Origin of the sequence: Rhodanobacter denitrificans (assembly GCF_000230695.2) — a bacterium.
Lineage (GTDB): Bacteria > Pseudomonadota > Gammaproteobacteria > Xanthomonadales > Rhodanobacteraceae > Rhodanobacter > Rhodanobacter denitrificans.
In genome coordinates this window covers 4,031,262-4,046,800 of sequence record NC_020541.1, presented here as the reverse complement: position 1 = coordinate 4,046,800, position 15,539 = coordinate 4,031,262, and the positions used below count along the sequence as shown (strand labels likewise).

The 15,539-nt window shown below is 64.7% G+C and carries 21 protein-coding genes; 14 read left to right on the top strand and 7 right to left on the bottom strand.

Features of this window, described 5'->3' with window-relative positions:
* Nucleotides 1-25 precede the first annotated feature (25 nt).
* Together R2APBS1_RS18445 and R2APBS1_RS18440 are read right to left on the bottom strand one after the other, a co-directional pair.
* A complete protein-coding gene (locus tag R2APBS1_RS18445) occupies nt 26-1,045 on the bottom strand; it encodes an NHL repeat-containing protein (protein ID WP_015449092.1) in 1,020 nt (339 codons plus the stop codon).
* 1 nt (nt 1,046) lies between these two features.
* A complete protein-coding gene (locus R2APBS1_RS18440) occupies nt 1,047-1,427 on the bottom strand; it encodes a heavy-metal-associated domain-containing protein (protein ID WP_015449091.1) in 381 nt (126 codons plus the stop codon).
* Nucleotides 1,428-1,630: 203 nt separating this feature from the next.
* Between R2APBS1_RS18440 and R2APBS1_RS18435 the strand changes: the two genes are divergently transcribed.
* The 3 genes from R2APBS1_RS18435 to R2APBS1_RS18425 all read left to right on the top strand — a co-directional run bounded on the left by R2APBS1_RS18435 (nt 1,631) and on the right by R2APBS1_RS18425 (nt 3,294).
* Nucleotides 1,631-2,554: a transporter gene (locus R2APBS1_RS18435; protein ID WP_015449090.1), complete on the top strand. Its 924-nt coding sequence runs from the start codon at nt 1,631-1,633 to the stop codon at nt 2,552-2,554.
* 105 nt (nt 2,555-2,659) lie between these two features.
* The gene (locus R2APBS1_RS18430) at nt 2,660-2,896 is read left to right on the top strand and encodes a thioredoxin family protein (protein ID WP_157769772.1); all 237 of its coding nucleotides are present in this window, start codon (nt 2,660-2,662) and stop codon (nt 2,894-2,896) included.
* Nucleotides 2,893-3,294: a MerR family transcriptional regulator gene (locus R2APBS1_RS18425; RefSeq protein ID WP_007512429.1), complete on the top strand. Its 402-nt coding sequence runs from the start codon at nt 2,893-2,895 to the stop codon at nt 3,292-3,294. Before R2APBS1_RS18430 ends, R2APBS1_RS18425 begins: the two co-directional genes overlap by 4 nt.
* Nucleotides 3,295-3,304: 10 nt before the next feature.
* Here the strand turns inward: R2APBS1_RS18425 and R2APBS1_RS18420 are convergent, their stop codons facing one another.
* The 5 genes from R2APBS1_RS18420 to merT all read right to left on the bottom strand — a co-directional run bounded on the left by R2APBS1_RS18420 (nt 3,305) and on the right by merT (nt 7,859).
* Nucleotides 3,305-4,660 carry a dihydrolipoyl dehydrogenase family protein gene (locus tag R2APBS1_RS18420; protein ID WP_007512428.1) on the bottom strand — a complete coding sequence of 452 codons (1,356 nt, stop codon included), beginning with the start codon at nt 4,658-4,660 and terminating at the stop codon, nt 3,305-3,307.
* A gap of 41 nt (nt 4,661-4,701) precedes the next feature.
* Nucleotides 4,702-5,064 (bottom strand): MerC domain-containing protein, encoded by a 363-nt coding sequence (locus R2APBS1_RS18415; RefSeq protein WP_007512427.1) that lies wholly within the window; start codon nt 5,062-5,064, stop codon nt 4,702-4,704.
* Nucleotides 5,065-5,077: 13 nt separating this feature from the next.
* Nucleotides 5,078-6,757, bottom strand: coding sequence for a mercury(II) reductase (merA, locus tag R2APBS1_RS18410; protein ID WP_015449088.1), 1,680 nt, complete (start codon nt 6,755-6,757; stop codon nt 5,078-5,080).
* Between the two features lie 460 nt (nt 6,758-7,217).
* On the bottom strand, nt 7,218-7,481 hold the full coding sequence (gene merP / locus R2APBS1_RS18405; protein WP_007512425.1) for a mercury resistance system periplasmic binding protein MerP: 264 nt from the start codon (nt 7,479-7,481) through the stop codon (nt 7,218-7,220).
* Between the two features lie 27 nt (nt 7,482-7,508).
* Entirely contained in the window at nt 7,509-7,859 is a 351-nt protein-coding gene (gene merT / locus R2APBS1_RS18400; RefSeq protein WP_007512424.1) for a mercuric ion transporter MerT, read from the bottom strand.
* A gap of 70 nt (nt 7,860-7,929) precedes the next feature.
* On the opposite strand from merT, the gene merR reads away from it, so the two are divergent.
* The 11 genes from merR (at nt 7,930) to atpG (ending at nt 15,497) form a co-directional block, all read left to right on the top strand.
* Nucleotides 7,930-8,337 carry a mercury resistance transcriptional regulator MerR gene (gene merR, locus R2APBS1_RS18395; RefSeq protein WP_007512423.1) on the top strand — a complete coding sequence of 136 codons (408 nt, stop codon included), beginning with the start codon at nt 7,930-7,932 and terminating at the stop codon, nt 8,335-8,337.
* Between the two features lie 69 nt (nt 8,338-8,406).
* Nucleotides 8,407-8,697, top strand: coding sequence for a hypothetical protein (locus R2APBS1_RS18390; RefSeq protein ID WP_155950899.1), 291 nt, complete (start codon nt 8,407-8,409; stop codon nt 8,695-8,697).
* A gap of 376 nt (nt 8,698-9,073) precedes the next feature.
* A complete protein-coding gene (gene queD, locus R2APBS1_RS18385; RefSeq protein ID WP_007512421.1) occupies nt 9,074-9,436 on the top strand; it encodes a 6-carboxytetrahydropterin synthase QueD in 363 nt (120 codons plus the stop codon).
* A gap of 152 nt (nt 9,437-9,588) precedes the next feature.
* Complete coding sequence (locus R2APBS1_RS18380) at nt 9,589-9,978, top strand: phasin family protein (RefSeq protein WP_007512419.1); 390 nt, start codon at nt 9,589-9,591, stop codon at nt 9,976-9,978.
* A 292-nt stretch (nt 9,979-10,270) separates the two neighbouring features.
* Nucleotides 10,271-10,600: an ATP synthase subunit I gene (locus tag R2APBS1_RS18375; protein WP_007512416.1), complete on the top strand. Its 330-nt coding sequence runs from the start codon at nt 10,271-10,273 to the stop codon at nt 10,598-10,600.
* 3 nt (nt 10,601-10,603) lie between these two features.
* Complete coding sequence (gene atpB / locus R2APBS1_RS18370; protein ID WP_007512413.1) at nt 10,604-11,422, top strand: F0F1 ATP synthase subunit A; 819 nt, start codon at nt 10,604-10,606, stop codon at nt 11,420-11,422.
* Between the two features lie 68 nt (nt 11,423-11,490).
* Nucleotides 11,491-11,784, top strand: a complete 294-nt coding sequence (gene atpE / locus R2APBS1_RS18365; RefSeq protein WP_007512411.1) for a F0F1 ATP synthase subunit C — start codon at nt 11,491-11,493, stop codon at nt 11,782-11,784.
* Nucleotides 11,785-11,886: 102 nt separating this feature from the next.
* Nucleotides 11,887-12,357 (top strand): F0F1 ATP synthase subunit B, encoded by a 471-nt coding sequence (locus R2APBS1_RS18360; protein ID WP_007512408.1) that lies wholly within the window; start codon nt 11,887-11,889, stop codon nt 12,355-12,357.
* 3 nt (nt 12,358-12,360) lie between these two features.
* Complete coding sequence (locus R2APBS1_RS18355) at nt 12,361-12,894, top strand: F0F1 ATP synthase subunit delta (protein WP_015449085.1); 534 nt, start codon at nt 12,361-12,363, stop codon at nt 12,892-12,894.
* A 61-nt stretch (nt 12,895-12,955) separates the two neighbouring features.
* Nucleotides 12,956-14,506 (top strand): F0F1 ATP synthase subunit alpha, encoded by a 1,551-nt coding sequence (gene atpA, locus R2APBS1_RS18350; RefSeq protein WP_015449084.1) that lies wholly within the window; start codon nt 12,956-12,958, stop codon nt 14,504-14,506.
* Nucleotides 14,507-14,579: 73 nt separating this feature from the next.
* Nucleotides 14,580-15,497, top strand: coding sequence for a F0F1 ATP synthase subunit gamma (atpG, locus tag R2APBS1_RS18345; protein ID WP_015449083.1), 918 nt, complete (start codon nt 14,580-14,582; stop codon nt 15,495-15,497).
* Nucleotides 15,498-15,539: the final 42 nt, after the last annotated feature.

The window sequence follows — 15,539 nt, the reverse complement described above, 5'->3', positions numbered from 1 at the left end:
TCCGAGACTCGTCTCCGTCAGTAGTTCAACGATGAGCGGGCATGTCCTGCTGCCACCGCTCCACGTGCTGGTCTGCTAGGTCGGTGACATAGACATCGCCGTCCGCCGTCACGGCTACCGCACCGACGCCATACCCCGGTGCCCGCGGCGGCTGGTCGAAGGCGGTCAGGAAGCGGCCATCGGCGGTGAACTTCTGAATCCGGTTGTTTTCCTGGTCAGCCACGAACACCTCGCCTTGCGGGCCGATGGCTATGGAAGTCGGCGTCCGGAACCAGCCACGCAGTCCGCCGAGAAAGTTGATCGACGCGGGCAGATGCAGGCCGAACGGGCCGCCCCACATCCGCAAGAAGCGGCCATCCCGATCGAACACCTGGATGCGGTCGTTGTAGCCATCGGCGACGTAGAAATGGCCGTTCGAGGGAGAGACAGCCACGTCCATCGGATAATTGAAGCTGCCGCCAGCCACATAGCCCTTGTGTCCCGTGATGCCGATCTGGCGAATAAAACGTCCTTGCGGCGACAGCATCTGCACGCGCTGGTTATAGAAATCGGCCACGACGATGGTGCCGTCGGGCTCGGCGCTGGCACCGCCGGGCGCGCGGAACTGCCCCGGTGCCGATCCCTGTTGGCCGCCCAAGGTACTCAGCAGGCGCCCGTCGAGCGTGTACACCTGCACCGCGTCGTTCCAGTAGTCGCCGACATAGAGCTTGTCGCCCGCGACATTCAGGTTCATGGGTCGTGCCTGAGGCAGCAGACCCTGTGCGCCGACCGCGATGTCGCTCAAAAAGCGTCCCTGCGAGTCGAAGATCTGGATCCGGTGGTTCACCGAATCGGCTACATAGACACGATGATCGGCAACAGCGATGCCGTTGGGGCCGTCGAATTGTCCCGGTGCCGAGCCAGCGCTGCCCCAGGAGGTGACCAGCCGATAAGGGGGTTCCTTCGCTTTGGGTACAAAGCCGAACCCGATGACCAGCCCGGCAACGATGAGCAATCCGACCAAGCCTGTGCCGAAGATCGCGACCCACCTGACGATTCGACACATCTCAACGCCCTCCCGCCGGTTGGGACACGACGTCCTTCAGCGTGAAGCCGGCCTGCTGCACGGTCTGGGCGATTTGCGCCTGATCGAAACGCGTGCCGGGCTTGACATGAACCACGACCACCCCACTGGCGAGGTTTACGTCGGTGGTGGTGACGCCCGGAAGACGGCCGAACTGCTTCTCGATGCCATAAGCGCAGAACGGACAGGCCAATCCGTCCACGCGCACGACATAGGCGTCGGCGGGCCAAGCTTGTTGCGCCGGAGTCGATGTCGCCGCCTGAGCCGGAAAGGCCGCCCAAAAAGTCGTGGCAAGCGTCAGCAGTGCCGAGGCGAAAGCGATCCCGGACACGTTCAAAACGCGGTGATGAAGGCTGTTGCTCATGGAAATTCTCCTGGGATCAACGCCTGTCGAAGGACGAGGCTCAGGAAGCGTGTCATTTGGAGTCAACTCCATGTCAAGTCTTTTTCAGATGACTGTTGACATGGAGCTGACTCCAAGCACTACCGTGGTTCTCGAAGTCTTGGCGAATGGGCATCCCACTGAGATGCGCTGCCTATTTAAACGTCACTGATGGAGTCGCCCACATGACATCGATCACCCCGCCGTACCACCGGGTGACACGAAGGCTGGCCGCACTGATGGCCTGCCTGCTGCCGGCTCTGGCCGCAGCGGCGCCGATCACCTTCAATACTGCACTGCCGGTGGCCCAGGGGCAGTGGCTGCTGCGCGAGCAGTACGTCCAGCGTTACCGCTACGACAACGCAGCAACGCTTGGCCGCAACGTGCACATCGGGGCACTGGGCAACGTGCTGGCCTACGGCGCCACCAGCAGGCTGACGCTGTTTGCCGTCACCCCCTGGTATCTGGACAAGACGCTGAACAGGACCACCACGATGGGCCATATGAGGCTCACCACCTTGGGGCTTGGCGATACGCAGCTGTTCGCGCGCTACACTTTGTTCCAGCGCGACGCAGTGGGCCGGTCCTTTCGCATCGCGTCGCTGGCCGGCGTCATCGCGCCCACCGGCAGCAGTAATACGGTCGATCGTTTCGGCCGGTTGCCGCGGCCGTTCCAGAACGGCACCGGCGCCTGGGGCGGTCTGGCCGGGGTCGTCGCGACCTACCAGACACTGGCGTGGGAGTTCGACGCCGACGCCACTTACCAGGCTACCGGCACGCACGATGATTACCGGGCCGGCGCCGTGAGCCAGCTCGACGGCTCGTTCCAGTACCGGCTATGGCCGCGTCGATTGGGAACCGGAGTCCCGCGGTTCCTCTACGGCGTGCTGGAAACCAATCTGATCCACACGGATCGTGACCGCATGAACGGCCTGGACGTCGCCGATAGCGGAGGCACGCAATGGTTCGTCAGTCCGGGGCTGCAATTCGTCACCATGAACTACGTGCTGGAAGCGGCTGTGCAGCTTCCGGTCGCGCAGCACATGAACGGCCATGTATTGCGCGATCGCTACATTTTCCATATCGGCTTCAGGACGCACTTCCGATGAATACTCGTCGATCCTGCGAGCTTGGGGCACCATGGCAGTACAGCCGCCGCTCGTTGCACCTTTGCTGCCTGGCATAGTCTCAAGGTCATGCCGCAACCCCTGCACATGCACATTGTTGTCTACTCATCGATGTATTGCCCGGCATGCCGGCGCGTATCCACCGAGCTGATCGACCTGTGTCGTCAGTTCGACGCCGATACCGAAGTGAGGGATGTACTGGAGCATCTGGAGCAAGCCGCCCGCCTCGGTATCGCCCGGCCACCGGCGGTGGTCATCGATGGCCGCCTGTTCGGGCAGGGCAACGCGGTCCTGGGCAAGCTGCGGCGCAAGGAGTTCGCATGAGCAGTTGGAGCATCGGTGAACTGGCCACGCGCGCCGGGATGTCGGCGGACACGCTGCGCTACTACGAGAAGATCGACCTGCTGCCGCGGGCGCTGCGCGACAGCGGCGGACGTCGCCGCTACGGTGATGCCGACCTGGCGCGGCTGCTGTTCATCCAACGTGCGCAGGCAATGAATTTTTCGCTGACCGAGATCGGCAACCTGCTGCATTTGCGCGAACGCCCGCAGCAGACGCGAGCCGATGTGCGCCGCGTGGCCGGAGAAAAACTGGCCCAGGTGGAAACCCGGCTGAAGTCGCTGCGCCTGCTGCGCAACGAGCTGCGTCTGTTGTTGAACCTGTGCGCTGGCGGCGAAGACGGTTGTCCGATTCTCGAATCGCTGGACGGCGACCGTCACTGAAGCCCGCGTGTTACGGCAGCATGGATTCGATATCCGACGCTGCGGTGGGGTAGGCAAAGGTGGCGCGGCGGATCGCGGCGGCGCCGAGTCCGCTGCGCATGGCGAAACCGAACAGGTTGATCACCTCGGCCGCCTCCGGACCGATCAGATGGGCGCCAAGGATACGATCGCTGCCCTCCTCCACCAACACCTTGTAGCCGTAGCATGATTCGTTGACACGGCGTGCAGTGAACCAGCCCGGCACGTTGGCGTGGCTGAGCTTGAAGCGCAGACCCTGCGCCCTGGCTTCGGCTTCGAGCAGACCGACGCGGGCCAGCACCGGCAGGGTGAACACGGCACTGGGAATACCGGTGTAGTCGACCGTGACGTGCTTGTCGTGCAAGAGGTTGTCGACCACCGCGTGGGCCTCCAGTGCGGCCACCGGGGTCAGCGGCAACGGCCCGCCGGACGCATCGCCTGCGGCATAGACCGCAGGATGGGAGGTGCTGCGGAAGGTCTTGTCCAGCGTCAGCCGGCCGTGGTCGTGCGCGATACCGGCCGCATCCAGATCCAGTGCTTCCAGTGCGGGCGCGCGCCCGCCACTGTGGATCACCATGTCGGCGTCCACGACCAAACGCCCGTCCGGGCCTTGCGCCTCGACTTCGAAACCGTCACCGCGCTTGCACAGCGCTTTCACTTCATAGCCGAGATGTACCGCCACGCCGAGCGCGCGGGTGCGTTCGACCAGCAGGCCGACCAGATCCGGATCGAAGCCGGCCAGCGGCTGCGCGCCCCGGTTGAAGATCGAAACTTCGGCGCCGGCGCGCGCGGCGATATGGGCAAACTCGAAACCGATGTAGCCGCCGCCGACCAGCACGATGCGCCTGGGCAGCGATTCAAGATTCAGAAAGTCATCGCTCAAGACCAGGTGCTCGGCGCCCTCGATCGGCAGCCAAACCGGTTCCGCGCCAGCAGCGATGGCGATGTGCTTGGCATGGAGCGTCCGATCGCCCACTGTGATGGTGTTGCGTCCACTGAAACGGGCGCGGCCGTGATACGCATCAATGCCCTGTTTGGCGTAGGCCTGTTCGCGATGACCCGGCACCGGATCGGTGAACGAACGCTTGTGCCGCTGTAGCGCAGCCCAGTCGATGTGCAACTCGCCTTGCACGGTGCCGATGGCGCCCATGCGCGTAAAGCCGTCGATCACTTCGGTGGCGGCGATCAGCATTTTCTTCGGGTCGCAACCGCGCAGCGCGCAAGTACCGCCGAACGGCCGGTGATCGATGATCGCCACCGACCAGCCGGCTTTGCGGCAATTGAAGGCGATGACGTTGGCGGCGGTGCCGCTGCCGATGACGACGAGGTCGTAGCTTTGTTGGCTCACGCAGGACTCCTGGCGGTGAGGGCAGCGGCGGCAAAGCGCATTCAGTGCGCGCAGGTCCTCGCGCGGCGGCCGTTGGCAAAATCCCAAAAACTGGCGGTCACCAACATCAGCAGGCCCAGCGTCGCCGCCAGCGGGTGGATGAACAGGCCGACCACGGCCAGTACGCCGCCGAATACACCGAGCACGAACGGCTGCCGCCTGGCATGACGGCCGGTGGCCCGCCATAGCAGCCACAGGTTCAGTGCCACGAAGGCTGCCAGCAGCGGGATCAAGATCGCGTCATGGATGAGAAAGCCCAGACCGGCCGCCGACAGCGCGCTGAGCAGCAGCGGCAGGCCCAGGCAGCAGGCCGCCGCGAACAGCGCGCCGAGCAGGCTGCCCAGCTGTTTGAGAAGATCTTTCATGCGATGGTCTCCCTCAACCCGCACAGCAGGAAAGTTGCTTGACGTCCTTGCTGAAGGTCTGCGCGGCCAGCTTCAACCCCTCGACCATGGTCAGGTACGGAAACAGCTGGTCGGCCAGTTCGGCAGCGGTCATCCCGGCGCGTAGCGCGATGGCCGCGGTCTGGATCAGCTCGCCGGCCCCGTCGGCCACCGCCTGCACGCCGATCAGCCGGCCGCTGGCCGCCTCCACCACCAGCTTGATGAAGCCGCGCGTGTCGAAGTTGGCGAGCGCGCGCGGCACGTTGTCCAGGGTGAGCGTGCGGCTGTCGGTCTCGATACCCTTCAGATGCGCCTCGGCCTCGCTCAGCCCCACCGTGGCGATCTGCGGTTCGGTGAACACCACCGCTGGCATGGCCGACAGATCGAGCTGGGCGTCGCCGCCGGTCATGTTGATCGCGGCGCGGGTGCCGCCGGCGGCGGCGACATAGACGAACTGCGGCTGGTCGGTGCAGTCGCCGGCGGCGTAGATGTGCGCCACCGAAGTGCGCAGTTGCGCATCGACTTCGATGGCACCGCCCTTGCCCGTGCGCACGCCGGCTTGGGCCAACTCCAGCGTGTCGCCGTTGGGCGTGCGGCCGGTGGCTACCAGCAGCGCATCGCCGCGCAGCTGGCCGGCGCTGGTGTCGAGGATGAACTCGCCGTTTTCATGGCGCACCGCGCGGGTCTGGGTCTGACGCAGCACGCGGATACCCTCGTCGGCAAAGATCTGGCCGATGGCTTCGCCGATGGCCGGGTCCTCGTGGAAGAACAACTCGCTGCGGGCGATCATCGTCACCCGGCTGCCCAGCCGCGCATAGGCCTGGCCAAGCTCGCAGGCCACCACGGCCGAGCCGAGTACCAGCAGACGCTTCGGAATGCGGTCGGCGGCCAGCGCGTCGGTGGACGTCCAGTACGGCGTGTCGGCCAAGCCGGGGATCGGCGGCACCGCCGGCCGGGCGCCCACCGCGATCAGGCAGCGGTCGAAAGCCACCGTGCGCTCGCCGCCTTCGGCCAGGCGCACGCCCAACGTGTGGCCGTCGACGAAGCGCGCTTCGCCGCGCAACAGCGTGATGTCCGGATTGCCATCGAGGATGCGCTCGTACTTGGCATGGCGCAGTTCCTCCACCCGCGCCTGCTGCTGGGCCAGCAGCGCGTCGCGCCGGATCGCCGGCGCCCCGGCGTCGATGCCGCCATCGAACGGGCTGTGCCGGCGGGTATGGGCGACGTGGGCGGCGCGGATCATGATCTTGGAAGGCACGCAACCGATGTTGACGCAGGTGCCGCCGACGGTACCGCGCTCGATCACGGTGACCCGCGCACCGCGCTCGGCGGCCCGGAGCGCCGCAGCCATTGCTGCGCCGCCGGTGCCGATCACCGCCACACGCAAACGGGCGTCATGGCCGGCCACGGGCCCGCCATGCCTTGCCGCGTGATCCGCGGCCGGCGGCCGCGCCAGCGCTCGTACGCGATAGGGCGGCGGCAGTGCGGCATTGAGCGCGGCGACGGACAGCGCCGCACCGGCCACCACCTGGGCGGTAGCCGTCGGATAGTCCACGCTGGCGCTGGTCACGCCATCCACGCTGGACAACGCCTCCTGCACGTGGCGAGCGCACGCCTGGCAGGTCATGCCACTGACCTCGAGCGCCTGTTTGTTCAAATCGTATGTTTCAGTCATGCAAATTCAGCCCTGGTGAGTCGCTCCCGTACTTGGGAGCCACACATGGAAATCAGCACTTGCCGGCCAGGGGTACCACGCAGACTCTTCCTGGCCGCAAGGGGGACGAAGATCGATACGCCACCATCAGCGCCAGCCCCGGATACAGCAACCAGCCGGAGCGGTAGCCCGACGCCCGCATCAGCAATATCGCGACCGGCACGGCGACCGGACCCAGCAGGCACGCCGCGGTGCGCCGACACTGGCGATGGCTGAGCCAGCCGAGCGTCGGCTATCAGCGCGATGCCGGCGAACAGCGGCAGCAGGATGCGCACGAACAGCCCCTTGTGCGGACTCAGCGAACCGAGTCCCACCACCACCTCCAAGCTCGCCAGTACCGGGAAAGCAGCTCACGCAGGATGCCGCCAAAACGACGCTGCCGCCCAGGCCAGGCTTGTCGGCCACGCGCGCGCCAAGGCCATCAGCGCACCTGCGTCGATGGGTAGCCGGCATCCGTGGTCGCCTTGGTCAAATCGGCGAGGCTGGTCTTGGCATCGTCATAGGTAACGATGGCCTGGCGCTGTTCGAGAAGGATCTGGGTCTTTTCGACACCGGGCACCTTGGACAGCGCCTTCTTGACCGTGACCGGACAGGCGGGGCACGTCATGCCCGGCACCGACAGGGTGGCGGTCTGCGTGGCCGCCCATGCAGGCGCACTGAAGGCCGCGGCAAGGGCGATGAGCATAGAAAGTATTTTCATGAAATGTCTCCTTCAATAGAACAGTGGCAGAACATAGGGAAACGCCAGCGCGACCAGCACCAGCGCGACGACGACCCAGAAGACGATCTTGTAGGTTGCCCGTACTTGCGGGATGGCACACACCTCGCCCGGCCGGCAGGCAGCGGCGGGACGAAAGATGCGGCGGTAAGCGAAGAACAGCAGCACTATGGCTGCCGCGATGAAGATCGGCCGATATGGTTCCAAGATCGTCAGATTGCCGATCCATGCTCCCGAAAAGCCCAGCATGACCAGCACTAACGGACCAAGGCAGCAAGTGGACGCAAGAATTGCCGCGAGGCCGCCGATGGCCAAAGCGCCCTTGCCGTGGGTGGGTTCAGACATGTGTATGTTCCTTCCAAATTTGTCGTCGCGGCAGTAATGTATTTCCGTAGTCAAGTACGGAGTCAAGTCCATGAATTCGGCACAAGACAACCTGTCCATCGGCACCTTCGCCAAGGCATCAGGAGTTGGTGTCGAGACGATCCGCTTCTACCAGCGCAGAGGGTTGTTACCCGAACCAGAGCGCCCTCTTGGCGGTATTCGTCGCTATAGCCATGCGGACGTGGCCCGAGTGAAGTTCGTCAAATCGGCGCAGCGACTGGGTTTTAGCCTAGACGAAGTCGCGCAACTGCTCACGTTGGAGGACGGCACTCATTGCAGCGAGGCGGCGGAATTCGCCGCGCGGCACCTGGCCGATGTACGCGCGCGCCTGAAAGACCTCAAGCGCATGGAGACCGCCCTGTCCCGACTGGTGACTCAGTGTGGTTCGCATCGCGGCGCGATCAGCTGCCCCCTTATTGCCTCGTTGCACGGCGGTTGACGTCAATGTTTCTCCACTGCCTCCGTCCATGCCACTGACGAATGGTTCCGACCATGCCATGCCACTCGCTTGGAACCTATCCGCAAGCGGCGCAGCGCGAAAACACCCGGCGCAGCTACGCATCGGCTGTGCATCAACACCGGCGCGTGGTTGCTAGGTGCAGATGCAAGATCTGTCCTTGACCAGCCCGGTAACGAGCGGTCCATCACCACCATCACCATCACCATCACCAGCATCCTGGAGCCGCAGGTCGATCCGGCCGGCACTCTTCGACTGGCAGCCGAGATGGACCGCGCAGACCCTGTGCGCGCCTTGACGCTGCTGCAGGAGTTTCACAAGGGGTTCTTGGGGTGCCGCTAAGGGAAGGTCAGGTGGGGCAACCGACCGCGCGCTGTGAGGAAGCACGAACGACTTGCCCGAACTGCACCACGATGGACGATGGTTCGAGTCCGCTGTTAACCCCCGAATAAGGGTGGGCGGCGGGTATGTTCCGCCTTGAGCGCAAGTCAGACAGCCGCCCGCGGACCTCGGCTACCTAGATGGGTGGCTACGTAAAGTGCTACAGCAACTGCTACACCAACTGTTACAATCGACCGATCCGCGTCGGCGGGAAGCCGCAGAAACACTAGGTTCTCGGTTCGACTGGTGGCTATGCTACCCCTCCGCCCATAGCCACCAAGAACCGGGCGTGTGTCTTTCCGTCGGTCCCTCTCGTCACGACACGCGGGCGTCCGCCATGCATATCTTCAAGGTATTCCAGATCGAGGCGGCGCATCGGCTGCCGAACGTGCCGGCCGGGCACAAGTGCGCGCGGCTGCACGGGCATTCGTTCCGCATCGAGATCCATCTGGCGGGTGAACCGGACCCGCAACTGGGCTGGGTGATGGACTTTGCCGACGTGAAGGCGGCCTTCGCGCCGCTGTTCGACCAGCTCGACCACCACTACCTCAACGAGATCGAAGGGCTGGAGAACCCGACCAGCGAGATGCTGGCGCGCTGGATCTGGCAACGATTGCAGCCGCGCCTTTCGGGGCTGGACAAGGTGGTGGTGCACGAAACCTGCACCTCCGGGGCGAGTTGTAGTCGTGACAGCTTTTGACGCGTCGCAATGTTTCATGGTTCCGTCATAAATTGGCGTTTTCAAATGAATATTTGCTGACATCGCGAACGATCTACAAAAAATATATTGCAATGCACAAAAAGCGCTGCTAGAGTACCTGCCACTACCCCATCCTCCACGAGGACTACGCCATGACGCAGCAGCTCAACAACCAGCTTTTTGCCTACACCAAGCAGTTCACCGACAGCGCATTCAAGGCGCAGTCGCTGGCCCTGAAGGGTCTGGAGACGGTCGCCGAGCTGCAGCTCAAGGCCCTCGAGGAGCAGTCCAAGGCTTCCGCGGAATTCGTCGCCGAGGCGCTGGAGGCCCGCGACATCAACGGCCTGCGCAGTCTGTGGGAGAAGGGTGCCAGCCTGAGCCGCGACAACGCCGAGCGCGCGGTGGCGGTTTCGCAGGAAGTGCTCGCGGTCACCCAGAAGACCGCCGAGTCGCTGAATGCGCTCGTGCAGGAGCAGCGCCAGGCCGCCAACGATGCCGTTGCCGCGCCGGTCGCCGCCGCCAAGAAGGCTGCCGCCAAGTAATCCCGCAGTACCGCCGCGCCTCCATGCGATGAAACAGGGCCGAACCTCGAGTTCGGCCCTGTTTGTGTGTGCCGTCGGCCAATGCATGGCGGTGAGTCGGGTGGGACGATTGGGTCACGGAATCCGGCGGCCGGACGCGATGCCGCGGGCTGTATGGCTTGTCGCTGCAATTGCCGCGCTGATATACTTTTACGGATTGGATCGTGGCCCGCAGCTGTATCGGTGCCGCCTGGTGCAGGCCGCGCGGAGACGCTACGTGCTCAACAGTTTAGCCTCGGGTCGACGCCTCGCCTTGCGCATCATCCTGCTGCAGCTTGCTGTGGCGTTGCTGGCTGGCCTGGTTTTCCTGGCGCTGGGTCATCGCGAAGCGGTGGCGGCGGCGGCAGGAGCGACGACGGTGGCGCTGGGTACCGCGCTGATGTCGGTGCGGCTTTTCGGCGACGTCGGCGGGGCAGGCCAGGCACTGGGTCGCCTGCTGACGGGCATGCTCCTGAAGTGGATCGTGATCGTCGGGGGGCTGGTCGTGATCCTGTTCCAATTCAAGTTGCCACCGCTGGCCGCCATCACGGGGTTGGCGGCGGCTTACGCGGTTTATCTGCTGGCGTTCAGATTCAAGGGTTGATCCATGGCAAGCGAGCCGACTGGCGGTCTTACCGAATACATTCAGCACCACCTCACGCACCTGGCTCCGCATGCCAGCAAGGGCGGGTTCTGGGCGGTGCACATCGATTCGATTACCGTGTCACTGGTGCTGGGCGTGCTGTTCTGCCTGTGGTTCTGGCTGAAGGCGCGCAAGGCCACCGCCGGCGTGCCGGGCAAGGGCCAGGCCTTCGTCGAGATCGTGCTGGAGTTCGTCGACGGCCAGGTCAAGGACGTGTTCCACGGCGACCGCCGCGTGCTCGGGCCGCTGGCGCTGACCGTGTTCATCTGGGTGTTCCTGATGAACGCGATGGACCTGCTGCCGGTGGACCTGCTGCCGTGGATCACCGAGAAGTTCGGCATCGGCCATTTCCGCGCCGTGCCCACCGCCGACATCAACATGACCTTCGCGATGTCGCTGACGGTGTTCGTGCTGATCATCTTCTACAGCTTCAAGGCCAAGGGCTTTGGTGGCTACATGCACGAGCTGTTCACCGCGCCGTTCGGCAAGCACCCGGCGCTGTGGATCCCGAATTTCGCGCTGAACCTGGTCGAGCTGGCCTCCAAGCCGGTGAGCCTGGCGATGCGACTGTTCGGCAACATGTACGCCGGCGAGCTGGTCTTCATGCTGATCGCCGGCCTGTTCAGCGCCGGTGCCGGCCTCGCGGGCTGGGCGTTGTATGGCGCGGGCATCATCGGTTACACGGTGTGGGGCATCTTCCACATCCTGATCATTTCGATCCAGGCGTTCATTTTCATGGTGCTGACGATCGTGTACATCTCGATGGCACACGATCATCACTGATCGCGTTCGTCGAACCCCTCGCTTCAACCGTTTTGCCTATTCCAGTTTGAATTTCTCAGGAGACCACCGTGGAACATCTCGTCCAGTTTGCACAAATCCAGGGCTTCACCGCCATCGCGCTCGGCCTGATCATCGGTTTCGGCGCACTCGGCGCCTGTATCGGTATCGGCATCATGGGCTCGAAGTTCCTTGAAGCCGCTGCGCGTCAGCCGGAGCTGGTGCCGCTGCTGCAGGGCCGCATGTTCCTGCTGGCTGGCCTGATCGACGCCGCGTTCCTGATCGGCGTGGCGCTGGCGATGTACTTCGCAGTGGCGAACCCGCTGTTGGGCAAGATCCTGTCGGCTGCCGGCGCGGGCCAGTAAGCACATCCTCCGGTGGCGCCGTTGCGGCGCCACCGCGTATCCGATCCGGGCGTCGCGTGATGCCCGGGTCTGTTCCACTCCGTATCTACAGGTAACGCAGCGATGGATTTCAACGCGACCTTGATTGGCGAAATGATTTCGTTCGCCATCCTGATCTGGTTCAGCGTCCACTTCATCTGGCCGCACATCAACAAGGCCATCGAAGATCGCCAGGTCAAGATCGCCGAAGGCCTGAATGCGGCCGAGCGCGCCCACGCCGAGCTGAAGAGCGCGGACGTGAAGGTGGCTGGCGAGATCAAGCAGGCCCGCCAGCAGGCCTCCGAGATCATCGACAAGGCCCAGCAGCAGGCCAACCAGATCATCGAGAAGGCCCGCGGCGAAGCGATCGCCGAGATCAACCGGTTGAAGGCCGCGGCGCAGGACGACATCGCCTCGATGGCGCAGCGCGCCCGCGACCAGCTGCGCGAGCAGGTCGGTGCATTGGCCGTGCAGGGCGCCAGCAAGATCGTGCAGCGCGAGGTTGACGCCTCGACGCACAAGGCCTTGCTCGACCAGCTCGCGGCCGAGATCTGATCCATGGCCCAGGCAATTACCCTCGCTCGCCCCTACGCCCGCGCCGCTTTCGAAGTGGCGCATACGGCCGGCACGCTGGACGCCTGGTCGCAGGCGCTGGCGTTCGCCGCCGCGGTGGCGAAGGACCCGCGCGTGGCCGGTCTCGGCAACGACCCGCGGGTGCTGCCGACTCAGCTGGTGGCGCTGCACCTGCCTGCCGGCGTCGCCGCCGACAGTCCGTTCGGGCACTTCCTCACCGAGATGGCCGAGCAGCGCCGGCTGGCCCTGCTGCCGGAAACGGCCGAGCTGTTCGAGGCGTTCAAGCGTGAGTCCGAGTCGCAGCTGCTGGTCAAGGTGACCAGCGCGATGGCGCTGGATGCGGCGCAGGCCGAACAGCTCAAGGCCTCGCTGAAGCGCCGCTTCAAGCGCGAGATCGAACTGGAAACCCAGGTCGATGCCTCGCTGCTGGCCGGCGTGGTGATCGATACCGGCAGCGAAGTCATCGACGGCTCGGCGCGCGGACGTCTGGCGCAGATGGCCAGCGCGCTTTCGCACTGATCCAAAGAATCAAAACCTATCGGGTGCCGCTGACGCGGCGCGAATCCCAGGAAAACTTGCCATGTCCAGCACCACTTTGAATCCGTCCGAGATCAGCGAACTGATCAAGAGCCGCATCGAGCAGTTCAAGCTCGGCGCGGAAGCGCGCAACGAGGGCACCATCATCAGCGTGTCCGACGGCATCGTGCGCATCCACGGCCTGGCCGATGTGATGCAGGGCGAAATGATCGAGCTGCCGGGCAACGCGTATGCGCTGGCGCTGAACCTCGAGCGCGACTCGGTCGGCGCGGTGGTGCTGGGCGAGTACCAGCACCTGCGCGAAGGCGACACCGCCAAGACCACCGGTCGCATCCTCGAAGTGCCGGTCGGCCCCGAGCTGCTCGGCCGCGTCGTCGATGCGCTGGGCAATCCGATCGACGGCAAGGGCCCGCTCAACGCCAAGCTCAACGCGCCGATCGAGAAGGTCGCGCCGGGCGTGATCTGGCGCAAGTCGGTCGACCAGCCGCTGCAGACCGGCTACAAGTCGGTCGACGCGATGATCCCGGTCGGCCGCGGTCAGCGCGAGCTGATCATCGGCGACCGCCAGACCGGCAAGACCGCGCTGGCGATCGACGCGATCATCGCGCAGAAGGACTCCGGCATTAAGTGCATCTACGTCGCGATCGGCCAGAAGCGTTCGTCGATCGCCAACGTGGTGCGCAAGCTCGACGAGAACGGCGCGCTGGCCAACACCATCATCGTGGTTGCCTCGGCGTCCGAGTCGGCTGCGCTGCAGTACGTCGCGCCGTACTCCGGCTGCGCGATGGGCGAGTACTTCCGCGACCGCGGCCAGGACGCGCTGATCGTGTACGACGACCTGTCCAAGCAGGCCGTGGCCTACCGCCAGATCTCGCTGCTGCTGAAGCGCCCGCCGGGCCGCGAGGCGTATCCGGGCGACGTGTTCTACCTCCACTCGCGTCTGCTCGAGCGCGCCTCGCGCGTGTCCGAGGAATACGTCGAGAAGTTCACCAACGGCGCGGTGAAGGGCAAGACCGGTTCGCTGACCGCGTTGCCGATCATCGAGACCCAGGGCGGCGACGTCTCCGCGTTCGTGCCGACCAACGTGATCTCGATCACCGACGGCCAGATCTTCCTGGAAACCGATCTGTTCAACGCCGGCATCCGCCCGGCCGTGAACGCCGGCATCTCGGTGTCCCGCGTCGGCGGCGCCGCGCAGACCAAGATCGTCAAGAAACTGTCCGGCGGCGTGAAGCTGGCCCTGGCGCAGTTCCGCGAGCTGGCCGCGTTCGCGCAGTTCGCCTCGGACCTGGACCCGGCCACCCGCGCCCAGCTGGACCGTGGCCAGCGCGTCACCGAGCTGATGAAGCAGAAGCAGTATTCGCCGCTGTCGATCGCCGAGCTGGCGCTGTCGGTGTACGCCGCCGAGCAGGGCTACCTCGACGACCTGCCGGTGAACCAGGTGCTGGCGTTCGAGAAGGGCCTGCACGCGTTCATGCACCAGAACCACGCCGACCTGATGAAGACCATCGTGGCCACCGGCAACTGGGACAAGGATATCGAGGCCGTCTTCAAGGCTTCGCTGGACGAGTACAAGAAGACCGGCAGCTGGTAATACGGGTAGTGGCGAATCGGAAGGGAGGCCGTCTTCTCCCTTCCCACCAGCGAGCATAACGAGCGGATAGAGCATGGCCAGCGGACGCGAAATCAAAACCAAGATCAAGAGCACGCAGAACATGCGCAAGGTGACGCGCGCGCTCGAGATGGTCTCGGCCTCGAAGATCCGCAAGGCGCAGGATCTGATGAAGGCCTCGCGCCCGTATGCGCGCTCGATGCGCAAGGTGATCGCGCACGTGGCGCAGGCCAGCACCGATTTCAGCCATCCGTTCCTGGTCCAGCGCGACAACGTGGCGCGGGTCGGCTACATCGTGGTGTCGACCGACCGCGGCCTGTGCGGCGGCCTCAACTCCAACCTGTTCCGCCGCCTGCTGCCGGCGATCGCCGAATGGCAGCGGCAGGGCGTGCAGGTCGACGTGGTGGCGATCGGGCAGAAGGCGGTGGCGTTCTTCCGCCGCCTCAAGGGCGTCAACCTGGTCGGCAGCGTCACCCATCTCGGCGAGAAGCCCAAGCTCGAGCAGCTGGTCGGCGTGATCAAGGTGATGATGGACGCCTACCAGGCCAATGGCCTGGACCGCGTGTTCCTCGCCTACAGCGACTTCGTCAACACCATGACGCAGAAGCCGACCATCGATGCGCTGCTGCCGTTGCCGCTGGTGGCCGCGGAAATGGAAGCGCACCAGCAAGCGGGCGAGTCGGCCTATGCCGGCGTCAAGCTGGAGTCGAGCCACGACTGGGACTACATCTACGAGCCGGACGCGCAAACCGTGCTGGAGCACGTGCTGACCCGCTACATCGAGTCGGTGGTGTACCAGGCGGCGCTGGAGAACCTGGCCAGCGAGCACGCCGCGCGCATGGTCGCGATGAAGAGCGCGTCGGACAACGCGAACAAGGTGATCGGCGAGCTGACCCTGGTCTACAACAAGGCCCGCCAGGCCGCGATCACCCAGGAAATCTCGGAAATCGTGGGCGGCGCAGCAGCGGTGTAAGTGGGTATGAATGCGATCGTCCCTGATCGCAGAGCAAGATCA

What these genes read in the sequence shown, in the direction of transcription:
- R2APBS1_RS18445 (WP_015449092.1), bottom strand. Translation starts at nt 1,045, where the DNA reads ATGTGTCGAATCGTCAGGTGGGTCGCGATCTTCGGCACAGGCTTGGTC.
- R2APBS1_RS18440 (WP_015449091.1), bottom strand. Translation starts at nt 1,427, where the DNA reads ATGAGCAACAGCCTTCATCACCGCGTTTTGAACGTGTCCGGGATCGCT.
- R2APBS1_RS18435 (WP_015449090.1), top strand. Translation starts at nt 1,631, where the DNA reads ATGACATCGATCACCCCGCCGTACCACCGGGTGACACGAAGGCTGGCC.
- R2APBS1_RS18430 (WP_157769772.1), top strand. Translation starts at nt 2,660, where the DNA reads ATGCACATTGTTGTCTACTCATCGATGTATTGCCCGGCATGCCGGCGC.
- R2APBS1_RS18425 (WP_007512429.1), top strand. Translation starts at nt 2,893, where the DNA reads ATGAGCAGTTGGAGCATCGGTGAACTGGCCACGCGCGCCGGGATGTCG.
- R2APBS1_RS18415 (WP_007512427.1), bottom strand. Translation starts at nt 5,064, where the DNA reads ATGAAAGATCTTCTCAAACAGCTGGGCAGCCTGCTCGGCGCGCTGTTC.
- merA (WP_015449088.1), bottom strand. Translation starts at nt 6,757, where the DNA reads ATGACTGAAACATACGATTTGAACAAACAGGCGCTCGAGGTCAGTGGC.
- merP (WP_007512425.1), bottom strand. Translation starts at nt 7,481, where the DNA reads ATGCTCATCGCCCTTGCCGCGGCCTTCAGTGCGCCTGCATGGGCGGCC.
- merT (WP_007512424.1), bottom strand. Translation starts at nt 7,859, where the DNA reads ATGTCTGAACCCACCCACGGCAAGGGCGCTTTGGCCATCGGCGGCCTC.
- merR (WP_007512423.1), top strand. Translation starts at nt 7,930, where the DNA reads ATGAATTCGGCACAAGACAACCTGTCCATCGGCACCTTCGCCAAGGCA.
- queD (WP_007512421.1), top strand. Translation starts at nt 9,074, where the DNA reads ATGCATATCTTCAAGGTATTCCAGATCGAGGCGGCGCATCGGCTGCCG.
- R2APBS1_RS18380 (WP_007512419.1), top strand. Translation starts at nt 9,589, where the DNA reads ATGACGCAGCAGCTCAACAACCAGCTTTTTGCCTACACCAAGCAGTTC.
- atpB (WP_007512413.1), top strand. Translation starts at nt 10,604, where the DNA reads ATGGCAAGCGAGCCGACTGGCGGTCTTACCGAATACATTCAGCACCAC.
- R2APBS1_RS18360 (WP_007512408.1), top strand. Translation starts at nt 11,887, where the DNA reads ATGGATTTCAACGCGACCTTGATTGGCGAAATGATTTCGTTCGCCATC.
- R2APBS1_RS18355 (WP_015449085.1), top strand. Translation starts at nt 12,361, where the DNA reads ATGGCCCAGGCAATTACCCTCGCTCGCCCCTACGCCCGCGCCGCTTTC.
- atpA (WP_015449084.1), top strand. Translation starts at nt 12,956, where the DNA reads ATGTCCAGCACCACTTTGAATCCGTCCGAGATCAGCGAACTGATCAAG.
- atpG (WP_015449083.1), top strand. Translation starts at nt 14,580, where the DNA reads ATGGCCAGCGGACGCGAAATCAAAACCAAGATCAAGAGCACGCAGAAC.